This is a genomic window from Methylobacterium sp. AC433 (genome assembly GCF_979253015.1).
Map to the genome: position 1 here is coordinate 296,390 of NZ_CEEDBN010000004.1, position 17,464 is coordinate 313,853.

16 protein-coding genes, 2 tRNA genes and 1 pseudogene are annotated in these 17,464 nt (G+C 70.4%); 15 read left to right on the top strand and 4 right to left on the bottom strand.

From position 1 onward, the window contains the following. Nucleotides 1-9: 9 nt before the first annotated feature. Together tig and AC0IWM_RS09450 are read right to left on the bottom strand one after the other, a co-directional pair. The gene (gene tig, locus AC0IWM_RS09445) at nucleotides 10-1,458 is read right to left on the bottom strand and encodes a trigger factor (RefSeq protein WP_471754622.1); all 1,449 of its coding nucleotides are present in this window, start codon (nucleotides 1,456-1,458) and stop codon (nucleotides 10-12) included. Between the two features lie 174 nt (nucleotides 1,459-1,632). Further along, nucleotides 1,633-1,717: transfer RNA gene (locus tag AC0IWM_RS09450), tRNA-Leu, on the bottom strand. Nucleotides 1,718-1,932: 215 nt separating this feature from the next. Between AC0IWM_RS09450 and AC0IWM_RS09455 the strand changes: the two genes are divergently transcribed. Beyond that, nucleotides 1,933-3,420, top strand: coding sequence for a multicopper oxidase family protein (locus AC0IWM_RS09455; protein WP_471754568.1), 1,488 nt, complete (start codon nucleotides 1,933-1,935; stop codon nucleotides 3,418-3,420). Here AC0IWM_RS09455 and AC0IWM_RS09460 read toward each other — a convergent pair. Beyond that, nucleotides 3,413-4,921 carry an NAD(P)H-hydrate dehydratase gene (locus tag AC0IWM_RS09460; RefSeq protein WP_471754570.1) on the bottom strand — a complete coding sequence of 503 codons (1,509 nt, stop codon included), beginning with the start codon at nucleotides 4,919-4,921 and terminating at the stop codon, nucleotides 3,413-3,415. The genes AC0IWM_RS09455 and AC0IWM_RS09460 overlap by 8 nt on opposite strands. Nucleotides 4,922-5,127: 206 nt before the next feature. Here AC0IWM_RS09460 and AC0IWM_RS09465 point away from each other — a divergent pair, with 206 nt between their 5' ends. The 14 genes and pseudogenes from AC0IWM_RS09465 (at nucleotide 5,128) to AC0IWM_RS09530 (ending at nucleotide 17,051) form a co-directional block, all read left to right on the top strand. Further along, complete coding sequence (locus tag AC0IWM_RS09465) at nucleotides 5,128-5,466, top strand: P-II family nitrogen regulator (protein ID WP_003600526.1); 339 nt, start codon at nucleotides 5,128-5,130, stop codon at nucleotides 5,464-5,466. 635 nt (nucleotides 5,467-6,101) lie between these two features. After that, on the top strand, nucleotides 6,102-7,514 hold the full coding sequence (gene glnA / locus AC0IWM_RS09470) for a type I glutamate--ammonia ligase (RefSeq protein WP_056216753.1): 1,413 nt from the start codon (nucleotides 6,102-6,104) through the stop codon (nucleotides 7,512-7,514). Between the two features lie 605 nt (nucleotides 7,515-8,119). Continuing rightward, complete coding sequence (locus tag AC0IWM_RS09475; RefSeq protein WP_471754572.1) at nucleotides 8,120-8,848, top strand: hypothetical protein; 729 nt, start codon at nucleotides 8,120-8,122, stop codon at nucleotides 8,846-8,848. Between the two features lie 212 nt (nucleotides 8,849-9,060). After that, nucleotides 9,061-9,168, top strand: a pseudogene (locus AC0IWM_RS09480) (guanitoxin biosynthesis heme-dependent pre-guanitoxin N-hydroxylase GntA); the annotation flags it as partial. 23 nt (nucleotides 9,169-9,191) lie between these two features. Next, a complete protein-coding gene (locus AC0IWM_RS09485) occupies nucleotides 9,192-9,569 on the top strand; it encodes an MBL fold metallo-hydrolase (protein ID WP_471754624.1) in 378 nt (125 codons plus the stop codon). 151 nt (nucleotides 9,570-9,720) lie between these two features. After that, nucleotides 9,721-10,536 carry a quinoprotein dehydrogenase-associated SoxYZ-like carrier gene (locus tag AC0IWM_RS09490; RefSeq protein ID WP_471754626.1) on the top strand — a complete coding sequence of 272 codons (816 nt, stop codon included), beginning with the start codon at nucleotides 9,721-9,723 and terminating at the stop codon, nucleotides 10,534-10,536. Then, nucleotides 10,514-11,119, top strand: a complete 606-nt coding sequence (locus AC0IWM_RS09495) for a rhodanese-like domain-containing protein (RefSeq protein WP_471754574.1) — start codon at nucleotides 10,514-10,516, stop codon at nucleotides 11,117-11,119. Before AC0IWM_RS09490 ends, AC0IWM_RS09495 begins: the two co-directional genes overlap by 23 nt. 35 nt (nucleotides 11,120-11,154) lie before the next feature. Beyond that, entirely contained in the window at nucleotides 11,155-11,562 is a 408-nt protein-coding gene (locus tag AC0IWM_RS09500) for a thioredoxin family protein (RefSeq protein WP_471754576.1), read from the top strand. A 9-nt stretch (nucleotides 11,563-11,571) separates the two neighbouring features. Continuing rightward, the gene (locus AC0IWM_RS09505; RefSeq protein ID WP_471754578.1) at nucleotides 11,572-12,291 is read left to right on the top strand and encodes a cytochrome c biogenesis CcdA family protein; all 720 of its coding nucleotides are present in this window, start codon (nucleotides 11,572-11,574) and stop codon (nucleotides 12,289-12,291) included. A gap of 82 nt (nucleotides 12,292-12,373) precedes the next feature. Continuing rightward, complete coding sequence (locus AC0IWM_RS09510; protein WP_471754580.1) at nucleotides 12,374-12,952, top strand: NADPH-dependent FMN reductase; 579 nt, start codon at nucleotides 12,374-12,376, stop codon at nucleotides 12,950-12,952. Between the two features lie 74 nt (nucleotides 12,953-13,026). Continuing rightward, the gene (locus AC0IWM_RS09515; protein WP_471754582.1) at nucleotides 13,027-13,365 is read left to right on the top strand and encodes a hypothetical protein; all 339 of its coding nucleotides are present in this window, start codon (nucleotides 13,027-13,029) and stop codon (nucleotides 13,363-13,365) included. Between the two features lie 144 nt (nucleotides 13,366-13,509). Then, nucleotides 13,510-15,819, top strand: a complete 2,310-nt coding sequence (rnr, locus tag AC0IWM_RS09520) for a ribonuclease R (protein WP_471754584.1) — start codon at nucleotides 13,510-13,512, stop codon at nucleotides 15,817-15,819. Nucleotides 15,820-15,859: 40 nt separating this feature from the next. Then, entirely contained in the window at nucleotides 15,860-16,351 is a 492-nt protein-coding gene (locus AC0IWM_RS09525; RefSeq protein WP_471754586.1) for a DUF983 domain-containing protein, read from the top strand. Further along, nucleotides 16,296-17,051 carry an NUDIX hydrolase gene (locus tag AC0IWM_RS09530; protein ID WP_471754588.1) on the top strand — a complete coding sequence of 252 codons (756 nt, stop codon included), beginning with the start codon at nucleotides 16,296-16,298 and terminating at the stop codon, nucleotides 17,049-17,051. Before AC0IWM_RS09525 ends, AC0IWM_RS09530 begins: the two co-directional genes overlap by 56 nt. Before the next feature lie 226 nt (nucleotides 17,052-17,277). Here the strand turns inward: AC0IWM_RS09530 and AC0IWM_RS09535 are convergent. Beyond that, nucleotides 17,278-17,354: transfer RNA gene (locus AC0IWM_RS09535), tRNA-Met, on the bottom strand. Nucleotides 17,355-17,464: the final 110 nt, after the last annotated feature.

Consider the following 17,464-nt stretch of genomic DNA (forward strand, 5'->3'; position numbering starts at 1 on the left):
CAGCCGGACTCAGTCGGCCTTGGCGACGGCGGGCAGGCCCTCGTCGGTTCCGGTCGAGGCCGACTCGTTGCTCTCGGCCTTCGACTCGGACTCGCCCTCGGCACCCGCCTCGGCGTCGTCCTCGTCGGCGAACAGAGCCTCCTTCGAGACCGGCTCCTCGACCAGATTCACCTGCGCGAGCACGTGGTCGACGACCTTCTCCTCGAAGATCGGCGCACGGAGCTCGGCGAGCGCCTGGGCGTTCTTGCGGTAGAAGTCCCAGACCTGCTGCTCCTGGCCGGGATACTGCCGCACCCGGGCGATCAGGGCCTGGTTCACCTCGTCGTCCGAGACCTTGATATCGGCCGTCTCACCGACCTGTGCAAGCACCAAGCCGAGGCGGACGCGGCGCTCGGCGATTTTGCGGTACTCCGCGGTCGCCTTCTCCTCGGTGGTGCCCTCGTCCTCGAAGGACTTCTCGCGGGTCTTCAGGTCCTGCTCGACCTGGGCCCACACGGCTGCGAACTCCTGGTGGACCAGGCTCGGAGGCAGATCGAAGGCGTACTTGGTGTCGAGGGCGTCGAGCAGGTCCTTCTTGAGCTTGCGGCGGGACTGCGCCTCGAAGTCGCTGCCGATGGCGGTCGAGACCGCCTCCTTGAGCTTCTCCAGGGATTCCATGCCGAAGGTCTTGGCGAGTTCGTCGTCGATCTTCGTCTCGCCCGGCGCCTGGATCGCCGTGACGGTCACGTCGAACTCGGCGTCCTTGCCGGCGAGGTGGGCGGCGCCGTAGGCCTCCGGGAAGGTCGACTTGACGATGCGCTTGTCACCGACCTTGGCGCCGACGAGCTGGTCCTCGAAGCCGGGGATGAACGAGCCGGAGCCGAGTTCCAGGTCGATGCCCTCGCCGGTGCCGCCCTCGAACTCGGTGCCGTCGATGCGGCCGACGAAGTCGATGGTGACGCGATCGCCGGTCTCGGCGGCGGCACCCTCCTCGCGGGGCGCGAAGGAGCGGTTGGACGAGGCCATGCGGGTGATGGCCTCGTCGATCTCCTCGTCGGAAGGCTTGGCGACCTGCTTGGTCAGGCTGACATCGGACAGGTCGACGAGATCGAAGGTCGGCAGCACCTCGAGGGCGACGTTGAAGGAGACGTCGTCCTTGGCATCGAGGGCGCGCTCGACGATCGACTTCTCGCCGGGAAACTCGATCTTGGGCTCCAGGGCGAGCTTGAGATTGTTCTCGGAGACGATCTTCTGGTTCGCCTCGTTGACGGCGTTCTGCAGCACGTCGGCCATGACCGAGCGGCCGTAGAGCTTACGCAGGTGCGCGACCGGGACCTTGCCGGGACGGAAGCCCTTGATCTGGGCCTTGTCCTTGAGAGTCGACAGCTCGCTGGTCAGGCGCTCCTCGAGCTCGTTCGCGGCGAGCAGGACCTGAAACTCGCGCTTCAGTCCCTGGGAGAGTGTCTCGGTCACCTGCATGGTCGTCTTTCCGCTGTCGTCCGTGTGATCGCGCAAATTCGGTTGGTTCCTCGCGGCCCGCCCCTGCGGGCTCCACGAGGTCGACGCCGGGATCGCGCGCCGCCGAGGGCCGGCTTCCTGCAGCGGGCCGGCCGGCCATCGCACTGAGCCAATCCGTTCCCGACGGCGATGGACTGGTGCGGGCGGAGGGGCTCGAACCCCCACGTCTTGCGACACTGGAACCTAAATCCAGCGCGTCTACCAGTTCCGCCACGCCCGCAAGCGCCAACGCCCGGCGCGCTTTCCGCCGCCAGAGCGGGGTCCTATAGCACGCGCGCCACGGGCCGCAGCAAAAAAATCGGCGCGCTGCCAAGGATCGTTCCGGGCCGCGGCGGCCGGCGCGGACGGCGATTTGGCGTCCGTCGAATCCGCATTCTACAAGCAGCGCCCGGACGTCTCCGCGACCGGTCCCGTCCTTCCCGACGCCGAGGTTTCATGCCGCAAGGTCCCTTGCCGAAAGCCCGATCGCTCGTCCCGAACGATCCCGTCTCGGTCTCGCGCCGTGCCCTCCTCGGCGGTGTCGCAGCGCTGGCCCTGCTGCCGCGCAGCGCCCGTGCACAGGCGACGAAGGCCCCTCCGGCCCCCGCCCCTCCCTCCGAGGCAAGTTCGTCCGCGGCGTCGCCCGCCCGCACCCTGACGGCGGCGCCCGGCACGCTGCGGCTCAAGCCCGAGCCGGCCGCCCCGACCCCGGTCTGGTCCTTCGACGGCAAGACCGCTCCCCCTTTGGTACGGGTCCGCCTCGGCGAGACGGTGCGGCTGAAGGTCGAGAACAGGACGGACAAGCCGCTCAGCCTGCACTGGCACGGGGTGCGCAACCAGAACCCGATGGACGGGGTCGGCGGCGTCACCCAGGCGCCGATCGCCCCGGGCGCCGACTTCACCTACGCCTTCGTGCCTCCGGATGCCGGCACCTTCCTGATTCGTCCCCTCGTCGTCGGCGGATCGAGCGAGCCCTCGGGCCGGGGCCTCGCCGGTGCCCTGGTGGTCGAGGAGGCCTCCCCACCGGCCGTGGACCAGGACCTGACGCTGCTGATGCAGGACTGGCGCCTCGACGACGCGAATACCCTGCTGCCCTTCGGCCAGCCGATCTTCGCCGCGAGCTCCGGGCGCCTCGGTAGCCTCGTCACCCTGAATGGTGTGCCGGTGCCGGCGCCGATCACCGCCCGGCCGGGCAGCCGCCTGCGCCTGCGCCTCGGCAACGTCTGCAACGCCCGCGGCACCCGCATCCGCTTCGATGGCGTGAAGGTCTACGTGCTGGCGGTGGACGGCCAGCCCACCGACACCTTCGAGCCCCTGCGGGCCACGCTGCCCTTTCCGCCCGGCACCCGCTACGACCTGATGCTCGACATGCCCACCGAGCCCGGAGCCCAGGGCACGATCACCGCACTGATCGGCAACGGCGTCGCCCTCGCGACCCTGGCGCTGACCGGCGAGGCTGCCCGGCCCCCGCGGCCGCCGATTGCGAAGATCGGCGACAACCCGCTGCTGCCAGCCGAGGTGAAGCTGCAGAACGCCGTCCGGCGCGACATCGCCATCACGGGCGGCGCCCGGATCGACAAGGACAAGCCCGCCGCCGAGCCGACCTATTCCGGCGACCCCAACCGGGTCTGGTCGGTGAACGGCGCGCCAGGCACCGCCGGGATGTCGCCGCTCTTCTCGGTCAAGCGCGGTCAGGTGGTGGTGCTGGCGATCCGGAACGAGACCGCCTTCCCGCAGGCCCTACATCTGCACGGCCACGCCTTCCGGCTGCTCCACCCTCTCGACGACGGCTGGGAGCCCTACTGGCTCGACACATTCCAGCTTCTCGAAGGCCGCACGGCGAGAATCGCCTTCAAGGCCGACAATCCGGGGCGCTGGCTCCTCAGTTCGACGGTACTGGAGCGCTTCGACACGGGTCTCTGGACCCTCTTCGAAGTCACCTAGGCCCCAGCAGCGCGCCGAGCACCGCCGACATCATCTCCGGCAGGTCCTCGGCGATCAGGCCGGGACCGTGACGCAGGCCGGCATCGCCGTGGAGCCAGACCGCCGCGGCCGCGGCCTCGAAGGGCGCCATGCCCTGTGCGAGGAGCCCGGCGATCAGGCCGGCCAGCACGTCGCCGGCGCCGGCGGTGCCGAGATAGGGCGTGCCGTGATCGTTGATGGCGGCTCGGCCATCGGGAGCGGCGATGACCGTGTCGGCCCCCTTGAGGACGACGACGGCACCGGCCAGGGCGGCGGCACGCCGGGCACGCTCCAGCTTGTCCGCCTCCGGATCGACCGCCTCCGTACCCTCGAACAGGCGGTCGAACTCGCCCGCGTGGGGGGTGAGCACCGCGGCGGCCTCTCCGTCGGAGAGGTGCGCCGCCAGAAGGGCGGCCTGTCCCTTGAAGCTGGTGAGCGCATCGGCATCGAGGACGAGGGTGCGCCCCGCCGCGGCGGCCACCGCCACCAGATCGCGGGTGGTCGCTCCGATGCCGAGGCCGGGCCCGGCCAGGACCACGTTGAGGCGCTCGTCGACGAGGAGATCGTCGAGGTCGTCGGCGCTGTCGCAGGCGCGCAGCATGATGGCGGTGCAGTGGGCGGCGTTCTCCGCCAGGGCCGAGCTCGGCGAGACCAGGGTGACGAGGCCGGCCCCGACCCGGAGCGCGGCGCGCGCCGCCATCCGGGCGGCGCCCGTGCGGTAGGCGGGGCCGGACAGGACGAGGGCGTGTCCGCGGGTGTACTTGTGGCTTGCCGCCGTAAGACGCGGGAAGGCGGCGTTCCAGAGGCCAGGCCCGTTGCGCCAGAGCGGATCGGCCCCGGCGAGACCCGCCTCCAGGGCAGTCGCCCCGGTGCCGATCTCGGCCACGTGCAGGGTGCCGCAATGGGCGCGCCCGGGCTGGAGCAGGTGGCCGGGCTTCAAGGCCACGAAGGTGACGGTCTCGGTCGCCCGCACCGCGACGCCGCGCAGGGCGCCGGTGTCGCCATCGATCCCGCTCGGCACGTCGACGGCGAGGACGGGCGTGGACGATTGTCCGAGCCGTTCCACCAGGGCGGCGACGTCGCCCGTGAGGTCGCGAGCGAGGCCGGCACCGAACAGCGCATCGACGACGAGGCCGTAGTCCGCGAGGTCGCCGAGCGACTCGAGGTCGAGGACCGGGCCGGCCCAGCCCTTGGCCGCTTCCGCCGCGTCGCCGGACAGCGCCTGCGGCGGCACCAGCCCGGCGAGATCTACCGCATGCCCGGCCTCGGCGAGGAGGCGGGCCGCCACGTAGCCGTCGCCGCCATTGTTACCCGGACCGCACAGGACCAGGATGCGACCGCCCTCCCCGGACAGCGCGCGGGCGCGCTCCGCCACGGCGGCGCCCGCCCGCTCCATCAGTGCGGTCCCGGGCGTTCCGCCCGCGATGGCGGCCGCATCGACCCGGCGCATCGCCTCGACCTTGAGCAGACGCAGGGTGGTCATCGCGGTGTCCTTCGCTGTTTCGCGCCGGGTTGCTCGTCTGAGGCTCACGAAACAGCCTCAACTGCGCCATTCGCCCAAACGATTTGCGGTGCGTGCATATTCGTTGTGCAGTTTTCCGCCCTCACCGAACAAATCGGCGTGGCGAAGGCCGGACGGCGATGGTACCAACGATGGATCAAGAAGCATCGAGGTCAGGCCCGCCCGGCATGAAGAAGATCGAAGCGATCATCAAGCCTTTCAAACTGGACGAGGTGAAGGAAGCCCTCCAGGAGGTCGGTCTCCAGGGCATCACCGTGATCGAGGCGAAGGGCTTCGGGCGCCAGAAGGGCCACACCGAACTCTATCGCGGCGCCGAATACGTGGTGGATTTCCTGCCGAAGGTGAAGCTCGAGATCGTCCTGTCGGATGCGCTGGTGGAGGGCGCCGTCGAGGCGATCCGCAAGTCGGCCCAGACCGGGCGCATCGGCGACGGCAAGATCTTCGTCTCGACCATCGAGGAAGCGATCCGAATCCGCACCGGCGAGACCGGGACCGACGCCATCTGAGCGGCGTCGGGTCGTCTCGTCACACAGGCGACCTGTCGGTTCGACGCGGTGACCGGTCCCTCGGACCGCTCCAGTCTCATGCCCTCCGGCCCGGCATGCTCGGCCGGCGCGCGGGCGGATGGGTCACGGCGAAAACCAGCCCGGCGACCGCGTCCCGACCCCCATCCGGTCCCAAATGGAATACCGAGAGGGTCTCGTCGAGGTCGTGCGCCGCGATGATCGTCGCGACGGCGCGGAGACCCGCCGAAGGCCGTGGGTTTCCGACGAGGCGATGGACCGGAATCGATCCGGCCGGGATGCCTCCGAGTCGGTCGGCGACGCGGCGGAGCGCGTCCCGATGCGCAGGATCCCGACGCCGTGACGGGGGCCCGTGCGGCCGGATGGGACCGGAAACCCGCCGCCGCGCCACACCCAGGCGCCGGAGACAGTTCTAAGGTTTTGTTTTTGCGTCTCTTCTCGCGGCCGCTCCGCGTCCGGCGCCGAGAAATTGCGCTGGCCCGGACGCTTCACCTGAGGTAAACGCTCGACGCCCAAGACGCTCGACGGCTAAGACCCTTCCGCTCTGCGGCGCGCCGGTGCCCGCTGCGGCAAAACCACGGCCGCAACGGGCCGAGACATGAAGGAGACCTCAAAGGATGGCCAAGACTGCAGCCGACGTCCTGAAGGAAATCAAGGACAACGACGTCAAGTACGTCGACCTTCGGTTCACCGATCCGCGCGGTAAGTGGCAGCACGTCACGTTCGACGTCTCGCTGATCGACGACGAGATGTTCTCCGAAGGCACGATGTTCGACGGCTCGTCGATCGCCGGCTGGAAGGCCATCAACGAATCCGACATGCTGCTGATGCCCGACCCGGCGACCGCCTGCATGGACCCGTTCTTCTCGGCCTCGACCATGTCGATCGTCTGCGACGTGCTCGAGCCCTCCACGGGCGCGCCCTACAGCCGCGACCCGCGCGGCACCGCCAAGCTGGCCGAGGCCTTCCTCAAGTCCACCGGCATCGGCGACACCATCTATGTCGGCCCCGAGGCCGAGTTCTTCGTGTTCGACGACGTGAAGTTCGGCTCCGACCCGTACCACACCGGCTTCCAGCTCGATTCGACCGAGCTGCCCACCAACGGCTTCACCGATTACGAGGGCGGCAACCTCGGCCACCGCGTCGCCACCAAGGGCGGCTACTTCCCGGTGCCGCCGCAGGATTCGGCGCAGGACATGCGCGGCGAGATGCTGGCCGCCATGCAGTCCATGGGCGTGAAGGTCGAGAAACACCACCACGAGGTGGCGTCCGCCCAGCACGAGCTGGGCATGAAGTTCGACACCCTGACCCTGCTCGCCGACCACATGCAGATCTACAAGTACTGCATCCACCAGGTCGCCCAGAGCTACGGCAAGACCGCGACGTTCATGCCCAAGCCCGTCTACGGCGACAACGGCTCCGGCATGCACGTGCACCAGTCGATCTGGAAGGACGGCAAGCCGCTCTTCGCCGGCGACAAGTACGCCGACCTCTCGCAGGAATGCCTCTGGTACATCGGCGGCATCATCAAGCACGCCAAGGCGCTGAACGCCTTCACCAACCCGTCGACGAACTCCTACAAGCGCCTGGTGCCCGGCTACGAGGCTCCCGTGCTGCTCGCCTACTCGGCGCGCAACCGCTCGGCCTCCTGCCGCATCCCGTGGACGACGAACCCGAAGGCCAAGCGCGTCGAGGTCCGCTTCCCCGACCCGATGGCGAACCCCTACCTCGCCTTCTCGGCCCTGCTGATGGCCGGCCTCGACGGCATCATCAACAAGATCGATCCCGGTGCCGCCATGGACAAGGATCTCTACGACCTGCCCCCGCGCGAGTTGAAGAAGATCCCCACCGTCTGCGGCTCGCTCCGTGAGGCCCTGCAGAACCTCGACCGCGACCGCGCCTTCCTCAAGGCCGGCAACGTCTTCACCGACGACCAGATCGACTCCTTCATCGAGCTGAAGATGACCGAGGTCATGCGCTACGAGATGACCCCGCACCCGGTCGAGTTCACGATGTACTACTCGCTCTGAGAGCGACCGAGCCGGGCCGCGCGCCCGGCTCACCGGACGACGGCGCAGCGCCGGAGCCTCGCGAGGGGCTCCGGCGTTTCGCGTTTCGGGGACCGGCGGAGTTCCATCCGTGGAGCGATCGGATCGACCTGCATGTGTCGGATCGAGATCGGATCAGTCGTGCCACGCAGGTCGGGCAAGGTTCGAGGCTGTCGGCGGTTCTCGATTCCGGGCTCGCCTACGGCGACCGGGACCGATGGTGTGGGCGAGATGCGATCACGCTGCCCGAAAGGAGGGGGAATCCGTCGCCGACCTCGCGAACGAGAAGATCCTTCGGAAGTACCTCGCCGCCATCACCGCGGATGGCCTTTCGGATGCGGAACCGACGAAACCCCGGAACGCGGCTCCCGCGAACGTCCGGTTCCCCGAACAGGGCGGCCTACGCAGATGTCTTCGGCCGATCCGCGACCGGCTCCGATCCGTCCTTCGGCGCCACGGCCGGTCGGACCCGCGAGCCGCATCCGACCTGATCGCATCGGGCCGTCGGCGCCCGGCTCCAGACCCGAGGACGGAACCATGATGCTGCCAACGGGCTTGCCGCCCCGACGCGAGGGCCGGGATCGGGGATGCAGGCGGACGACGAGACTCTTCGATCCCGGCGGAGCGACCGCCTGGAGCGCGCCAATGCGCTGGTGCAGACCCTCGCGATCCTCGCGGCCGGCGCCTGGGCGGTCTACACCTTCATCTACGAGGCCCGAATCAAGCCGGCCCTGGAGCCGCCCGCCGTCTCGGTGACGACGAACCTGGTGCGGGCGGGCGAGCGGGACCGGCACGTGGCCATCCGCTCGACCGTGACGCGCAAGAACGTCGGCCAGACCGGCGTGCGCGTTCTCGGCCTCGTCTACAACGTCACCGGCGTACGGGTGCGCTTCGATGCGGTCCCCGGCGGCAAGGATGCGCTCCCCGGCGGCAAGCCCGCGGTCGAAGGCGCGCCCGCCGATCGCACCACGCCGGCGCGCGCCTACGGCTTCACGGGTCCCGGCGAGGCGATCCTGCGCGAGGGCCGGCTCTTCGCCGGCGCCACCGAAACGGGGGGCGAGCCCTCCGATCTCAATCCCGGCGAATCCGTCTCCCGCGACCTCATCGTCTACGCCGACCGTGACCGCTTCGACTTCGTCCGCTTCGAGGTCAGCCTCGCCTACTCCAAGGGCGACGATCCCCCGGTGCTCCTGACCTTCGAGACCGCGCCGGACGGCACCCTCTCGCTGAAACCCAAGGCGGATTGCCGGGCGGAGCCGCGGACCTGCGAGCGCGTGAAGGCCACCGACTTCGCCACGGAATTCTCGCTCTGGTGAGACGGAATCCTCCGTCCCGGTCATCCACGGTCCTGCGGCAGTTTTTCAGGGAACACGGGTCGCGCGGGTGATCTCCATCTGAGGCTGCACTTGTATCGCCGAGGCCTTCATCCGTGTCTCGTCGGGCACGGTGGCGGGTCTTGCTTGTGTCTGATTTCGGACATCGACGCATCGCGGTACGATGACGATGGTCTAGATCCAGAGTTGCTACGATTCTAACGCCCGATGATCCGTCGCACCCCCTCGCTCAGCGCTTCCGCGACTTCATCCGACATCGCCCGTTTCCCTGCGTCGGGGCCAAATCGGCCCTCTCGCGCGGCGGCATGACCCGGGCCGGCGCTGGATCCATACGCCGGGCCACACGCCAGGCCACCTCTCGCTCTGGCGCGAGGGCGACCGCACCCTGATCGCCGGCGACGCCTTCGTGACCACGGCCCAGGAATCCGCCTACGCGGTGACGGTCCAGGCGCCCGAGCTGCACGGCCCGCCCATGTACCTCACCACCGACTGGCCAGCGGCCCGGCGCTCGGTCGAGGTTTTGGCCGGCCTGAAGCCCGAGCGGGCGGTGACCGGGCGCGGACGCCCGCTCCGGGGACCGGAGCTGCGGCGCGCCCTCGACGCGCTGGCGCGGGATTTCGACCGCGTCGCGGTGCCGGAACAGGGCCGTTACGTCGGCGACCCGGCGACGGCGGCGGACGGCTCGGCCTATCGCACCCCCTGACGCCGGTCGTCACGCAAACTTGCGCAAGATATTTCCGCGCGCCAAGATCCGACCTCGGACTTTCGCCGCGCTTTGGCGTAAGCAGGCTGCAATGGCCGCCGCTTTCGCGAGAAGGCCTGCACGATCGTGCGAGGAGTGAAACGCCATGCGGATGTCCCACCGCGCCGCCGGCCTGACCGCCGGCCTGTTCCTCGCGATCCTGGCCGGCTCCGGCACCGTCCGGGCCGCCGCCGGCGACGACGTCGCCGAGCGCGACGCGCGCTGGACGGAGCTGCGGCAATCGCTCTTCGGCGACCGCACGGTCGAAACCGCCAAGCCGCTGGTGCGGATGGAGCTGCCCGACCGGGCCAACGATGCCTCCCTCGTGCCGCTGACCCTGACGATCGCCGACAAGGACCGGATCAAGGGCCTCTACCTCGTCATCGACGACAACCCGGCGCCGCTCGCCGCGCACTTCACCTTCGGCCCCGCCGCGGATCCCGAGGCGCTGAAGCTGCGCGTCCGGGTGAACACCTACACCAACATCCACGCGGTGGCGGAGACCAAGGAGGGCGCCCTGGTGCAGACCACCCAGTTCGTGAAGGCCTCGGGCGGCTGCTCGGCCCCGATGGGGATGACCGACGCGGAAGCGATGAAGGGCATGGGCGACATGCGGCTCAAGTTCGCCGATTCGACCCCGGGCAAGCCCATCGCCGCGACCCTGATGATCCGCCATCCGAACTTCACCGGCCTGCAGATGAACCAGGTCAGCCGCGAGTACACGCCCGCGCGCTACATCAACCGGATCAGCGTCAGCCACGGCGACCAGAACGTCTTCGTGATGGAAGGCGACATCTCGATCTCGGCCAACCCGGTGATCAACTTCGCCATGCTGCCCGACGGCAAGGGTCCGGTCACCGTCGTGACGCAGGACAACCAGGGTGGGCGCTGGGAGCACAGCTTCGATGCGCCGGCCGCCAGCAACTGAACCTCTCCGCCGCGTCGCGGGATTCCTCCTCGCGGCGACGGTCCTCGCGGCGGCCGCCCCGGCCGTTTCGCCGGTCGACGTTCCGGAGCCCGCGGGCCTCTGGGAAGGCGCGCTCCAGGGCTACACGCCCAGGACCCTGGCAGGCGCCACGGTCCTGGACGGCGCCGGGCTCGACGCCCTGGTCGCGGGCGGGCCGGCGGTGCTGATCGACGTGTCCGAGGCCGAGCCGACGCCGCCGGACCAGCCGGCCGGACGCCTGTGGCGGCCGATCCATCGGGCCATCCCGAACAGCACCTGGCTGCCGGGGGCCGGCTCGGGGAGCCTCTCCGTGCCGGACCGGGCCGCCCTCGCGGACCGGGTCGCGGCCCTGACGCAGGGCGATCGCGGCCGCGCGATCGTCACCTATTGCCACCCGGATTGCTGGGGCAGCTGGAACCTCGGCAAGCGCCTCGTCGGGCTCGGGTACCGGGCCGTCCACTGGTATCCGGACGGGATCGAGGGCTGGCAGGAACGGCACGACACGGCGGCGATCCGCCCCGACGAAACCTGGACAGGACGCGCCAAGGATGGCGCCGGGCCCTGAGGTCCGATTCTCATCAAGCCGAGGCTAGGCCCTTCATGCTGTACCGCCGCTCGCTCCTCACCCTCCTCGCCCTGGCGCCGCTCGTCCTGGCGCCCCTCGTCCTGGCGGGGCCTGCCGGCGCCGGCGAGAGCCTGCCCTACACCCCCGAGGCCTTCGCGGCGGCGCAGAAGGCCGGCAAGCCGATCCTGGTCGAGGTCAGCGCGCCCTGGTGCCCGATCTGCAAGACCCAGAAACCGATCCTCGCCCGGCTCGCCGAGCAGCCCCGGTTCAAGGACCTCGTCATCTTCGACGTCGACTTCGACACCCGCAAGGACGTGCTGCGGCGGTTCGATGCCCGCATGCAGAGCACGCTGATCGCCTTCAAGGGCGAGACCGAGACCGGCCGTTCGGTGGGCGAGACCCAGCCCGAATGGATCGAGGGCCTCGTCGAGAAGACGCTCTAGGGCGGGTCCGTGGGCACCAGCCTGGGACTGGCCTTCGTCGCCGGCCTGCTGTCGGTGCTCTCGCCCTGCGTGCTGCCGCTGCTGCCGCTGGTCCTCGGCGCCGCGGCCTCCGAGCACCGCCTCGGCCCCCTGGCGCTGGCCTCCGGCCTCGCCCTCTCCTTCGTGGCCATCGGCCTGTTCGTGGCCACGATCGGCTTCGGCCTCGGGCTCGACACCGGCCTCTTCCGGACGGGCGCGGCCCTCCTGATGATCCTGCTCGGCCTCGTGCTGATGCTGCCGGCCGCGCAGACGCGGCTCGCGGTCGCCGCCGGTCCCCTGAGCGACTGGACGGAGGCGCGCTTCGGCGGCCTCTCCACCGCCGGCCTCGCGGGCCAGTTCGGCGTCGGCCTCCTGCTCGGGGCGGTCTGGAGCCCCTGCGTCGGGCCGACCCTCGGCGCCGCCTCGCTCCTCGCCGCCCAGGGGCGCGACCTCACCGCCGTCGCCCTCACCATGGTCCTGTTCGGCCTCGGCGCCGCCCTCCCCCTCGTGCTGCTCGGCGCCCTGTCCCGCGCCACCCTGGCGGGCTGGCGCGACCGGATGATGGGCCTCGGCAAGGGCCTGAAGACGGCCCTCGGCCTCATCCTCGTGGTGACCGGCCTCGCGATCCTGCTCGGCACCGACAAGGCGCTGGAGACCGTCCTCGTCGACGCCTCCCCCGACTGGCTGACGCGGCTGACGACGCGGTACTGACGGCGTCGCCTGCGGGACGGCGCGCTTGGACGCCGCCGCCGGACCGGCGTATCCAGGGATCGCATCGCCCGGAGGTCACCCCATGCCCCTCGTCGTGCCCGTCATCCTCGGTTCCGTCCGCTCCGACCGGCAGGGCCTGCGCGCCGCCCGCTTCGTCATCCGCGAACTGGAGAGCCGCGGCATCGAGGCGCCCCTGGTCGATCCGGCCGAGCTGAAGCTCCCCCTCCTCGACCGGATGTACAAGGAATACCCCAGGGGCGAGGCGCCGGCCGTCCTCGAAAGGCTCGCGACGCTCTACCGGCGCTCGGATGCCTTCCTGGTCGTCTCGGCCGAGTACAACCATTCGATTCCGCCGGCCCTCTCGAACACCCTCGACCACTTCCTGGAGGAGTATTCCTGGCGGCCTTCGGGGATCGTCTGCTACTCGGCCGGCCAGTACGGCGGCGTCCGCGCGGCGATGCAGCTGAGGGCGATGATGGGCGAGCTCGGCGCCTCGAGCATCCCCTCGCTCCTGCCGATCCCGCGGATCGGCAAGGCCCTGGACGAGGCCGGCACGGCCCAGGACGACTGGCTGCCGAAGGCCGCCAAGCGCTTCCTCGACGAACTGGTCTGGTACGCCGAGGCCCTACGGGCGCAGCGGGCGAAGGGAACGCCCTATTGAGCGAGCCTTCGGGGCGGCTCTGGCGCGAGCCTTGCGCCTCGATCGGAACCGATCCCTCGCGCCGAGCGCCCTTCATGTCCGAGACCGCCACGGAACTCCGCACGCTCCTCGCCAACCTGGTGCGGGCCGCCCTGATGTCGGACGACCGGGCCAGCGCCCTCTGGCGCGAGGCGGCCCGGCAGGGCCAGGCGCGGCTGGCCGCCGATCGGGCCGGCCTCGCGGGGCTGAACATCGAGGGCTTCTGGACCCTGGCGGTGCGCGAGGCCGAGGCCCCGGAATACCGCGAGGCCGAGGCCCAGGTGGAGTTCGGCTTCCCGGCCCTGTGCCCGTTCACCCTTTCCGAACTCACCGCACCCGGTTTCGAGGTCGACGCGGCGGTCGAGCGCCTGCGCAAGTCCGCCGCCACCGGCTGAACCATGTTGAGGGCCGGGCCCGCGCCGTTGCCGGCGCAGGCTCCAGCGCCCATGTTACGGGGGAAGAGCCGGGCCGCGCTCCCGCCCCCGGCGTGACACGTCCTTTCGCGTATGGCCTCGCGCCCGCGCAGCGAGCCGGATCCCTTGGCAAAACGCATCAATCCCAATTCCGGCGCCGCCGGCCTCCCCTCCCGCGAGCAGATCCTCGCCTTCATCGCCGCTTCCACCGAGACGGTGGGCAAGCGCGAGATCGCGGCGGCCTTCGACATCAAGGGCGCCGACCGCATCGGCCTGAAGCGGATCCTAAAGGAGATCGAGGAGGACGGCGCCATCGCCCGCGGGCGCGGCGGCCTCGCGCCCTCCGGCCGCCTGCCGCCCGTGGTGCTGGCCGACATCACCGCTCGGGACCGCGACGGGGAGTTCCTGGCGAGCCCGGCCGAGTGGGACGTCGGCAACGGGGCCGCCCCGAAGATCACCGTCTCCACGCCCCGCGGCGGGAAGCGCCCGGGCCAGCCCGCCCCCGGCATCGGCGACCGCGTGCTGATGCGGGTCGAGGCCGGCGCCGGCGAACCGGGCCGCTATAGCGGCCGCGTCATCAAGGTGCTCGGCAAGAACAAGACCGACATCGTCGGCGTCTTCCGGGCCGGTCCCGAGGGCGGACGCATCATTCCCGTCGAGAAGCGGGCGCAGGGCCGCGAGGTCGCGATTCCCGCCGGCGAGGAGGGGGACGCCCGGGACGGCGACCTCGTCAGCGTCACCCTCCAGCGCGAGAGCCGCTTCGGCCTGCCCCAGGGCCGGGTGCGCGAGCGCCTGGGCTCCCTCGGCTCGGAGAAGGCGATCAGCCTGATCGCCCTGCATCTCCACCACATTCCGCACGTCTTCGCCGCCGCGACCCTGGCGGAGGCCGACGCCGTGGTGCCCGTGGGGCTCGACGGGCGCGAGGACTGGCGCGGCGAACCGCTCCTGACCATCGACCCGCCGGACGCTAAGGACCACGACGACGCCGTGATGGCGCTCCCCGACCCCGACCCGGCCAATCCGGGCGGGTTCGTGATCACCGTGGCGATCGCCGACGTCGCCGCCTACGTCCGCGCGGGCTCGGCCCTCGACCGGGAGGCGCTGCTGCGCGGCAACTCGGTCTACTTCCCCGACCGCGTCGTGCCGATGCTGCCGGAGCGCATCTCCAACGATCTCTGCTCCCTGCGCGAGGCCGAGGACCGGCCGGCGCTGGCGGTCCGCATGGTGATCGACGCCGAGGGCGCCAAGCGCCGGCACGGCTTCCACCGGGTGATGATGCGCTCGCGGGCCAAGCTCAGCTACGCGCAGGCCCAGGCCGCCATCGACGGGTTCGCCGACGACGTCACCGCGCCTCTCCTGGAGCCCGTGCTGCGCCCGCTCTGGGCCGCCTACGAGGCCCTGCGCCGGGCCCGCGACGCGCGCGGGCCGCTGGCCCTCGATCTGCCGGAGCGCAAGGTGCTGCTCACCGCGGACGGCGCGGTCGACCGCGTCGTGGTGCCCGCGCGCCTCGACGCGCACCGGCTCATCGAGGAGTTCATGATCCAGGCCAACGTCGCGGCGGCCGAGACCCTGGAGCAGGCGCGCCAGCCCCTGATCTACCGGGTGCACGACGAACCGGCCCTGGAGAAGATGCGGGCGCTGGGCGAGGTGCTCGCCTCCATCGGCATCAAGCTGCCGAAGGAGGGCATCCTGCGCCCCGCCCTGTTCAACCGCATCCTCGCCAGCGTGGCGGAGACCGAGCACGCGATCTTCATCAACGAGGTCGTTCTGCGCTCGCAGGCGCAGGCGGTCTACGCGGCGCAGAACCTCGGCCATTTCGGCCTCAACCTCCGGCGCTACGCCCACTTCACCTCGCCGATCCGGCGCTACGCCGACCTCATCGTGCACCGGGCGCTGATCTCCGCCGGACGGCTCGGCTCCGACGGCCTGTCCTCGGAGATGTCCGTGGCGGCCCTCGACCAGATCGGCGAACAGATCTCGGCGGCCGAGCGCCGGGCCATGGCGGCCGAGCGGGAGACCATCGACCGCCTCATCGCCCATCACCTCGCCGACCGGGTCGGCGCGACCTTCACGGGCCAGATCTCCGGCGTCACCCGCTCCGGACTGTTCATCAAGCTCGACGAGACCGGGGCCGACGGCTTCGTTCCGATCTCGACCATCGGCGCCGACTATTACCGCCACGACGAGGCCAGGCACGCCCTGGTGGGCGAGCGCTCGGGCGAGACCCATCGCCTCGGCGACCGGGTCGAGGTCCGCCTGGTGGAGGCGGCCGCGGTGGCCGGTGCCCTGCGCTTCGAGCTGCTCTCGGAGGGACAGGCGCGGCCGGACCGCGGGGCGCGGCCGGGACCGGGCCGCTCGGTGCGCAAACCCGGAGCGCCCGGCCGTCCGCCCGGCATCCGCAACACCGGGTCGCGCCATCGCGGCTCGCGCCGCTGACCCGGAGGGACTAAGGCTGGACGCGATGCGAGGAGCCGAGATGATCGAAACCGTCGCGCCGGGCCACGGCGAACGCACCCCCCTGCTGCGGTCGATGGGGCGCGGCTTCCTCGGACGCTGCCCCCATTGCGGCGAAGGCCGGATCTTCGGCAAGTTCCTGAAGGTCAGGCCGCATTGCGACGTCTGCGACCTGGAACTCGCGCATCACCGGGCCGACGACCTGCCGCCCTACATCGTCATCTTCATCATCGGCCACATCGTCGGCTACTTCCTGCTCGAAACCGAGACGAACTACGACGTGCCCCTGTGGTTTCAGCTGACCTTCTGGCCCATCGTCACCCTGCTCGGGTCGCTGGCGCTGCTGCAGCCCGTGAAGGGTGCGGTGGTCGGTCTGCAATATGCGCTTGGCATGCACGGCTTCGCCAAGCTACCGGTGCCGGGGGCGGCGACGGGGCCGCAGGGCGAGGAGAAGCCGCATGGACCAGGTGACGGGCATGCTGCCGACCGAGCCGCCGGGTTCGGCCCCGCCTGAGGCGGCCACCCGCAAGGCCGCCCTGCGGCCGCGCAACGCCGCGACCCTGATCATCCTCGACCGCAGCAAGCGCGCGCCGCGGATCCTGATGGGGCGCCGACATGCCGGCCTCGCCTTCATGCCCGGGAAGTTCGTCTTCCCCGGAGGCCGGATCGAGCCGGGGGACCGGCACATGCCGGTGGCCGGTGCCCTGCCGATGCGCAGCAACGACGCCCTCGCGGTGAAGGTCGCGCGCGGCGGCGAAGGCCTGGGCCGCGTGCTCGCGCTGGCGGCGATCCGGGAGACCTACGAGGAGACCGGGCTCCTGCTCGGCACCCGCGACTACGGCCCCCCGGACACGACCCCCGCCGGCACCTGGACCGCCTTTCGCGAGGCGGCCGTGCTGCCGGATCTCGAAGCCCTGCACTTCGTCGCCCGGGCGATCACGCCGCCGGGCCGCCCGCGCCGGTTCGATACGCGCTTCTTCGCGGCGGACCGCACGGCCATCGCCCACGAGATCCCCGGCGTCGTCTCGCCCGAATCCGAACTGGTGGAACTCGCCTGGGTCAGCTTCGCGGAAGCCAGGGCGCTCGATCTGCCCCGGATCACCCGCGTGATCCTCGACGACCTCGAAATCCAGGCGAAGGGCGCATTCGCGCCCTACCGGACGATCCCGTACTACTACGAGCGCAACGGCAAGCGTCAGCGCGAGACCCTGTAGGCGGAACCCCTTTCCTCACGCCATCGTTGATCAACAACGGATCGTGAGGAAGGAACCACTCGATGTTGAAGGGCGGATTGCTTTGGCTGATCGGTATCCCGATCCCCATCATTCTACTGATCTACTTTTTCACGTCTTGGTTGCGCTAGCAACGCGAGACCGCTGAACGATCAAAGCCCGCCCTGGTTTTCACCGGGGCGGGCTTTGTATGTTTGGGCCGTATGTTTGGTTGCGGGGACAGGATTTGAACCTGTGACCTTCAGGTTATGAGCCTGACGAGCTACCGGGCTGCTCCACCCCGCGCCACCGTTTGATCGTCTGGAGGGAATGGTTTGCCTTGTTCTGTGCAGGTCTGGCGGCGACCGACTCTCCCGTGTCTTGAGACACAGTACCATGGGCGCTGGTGTGTTTAA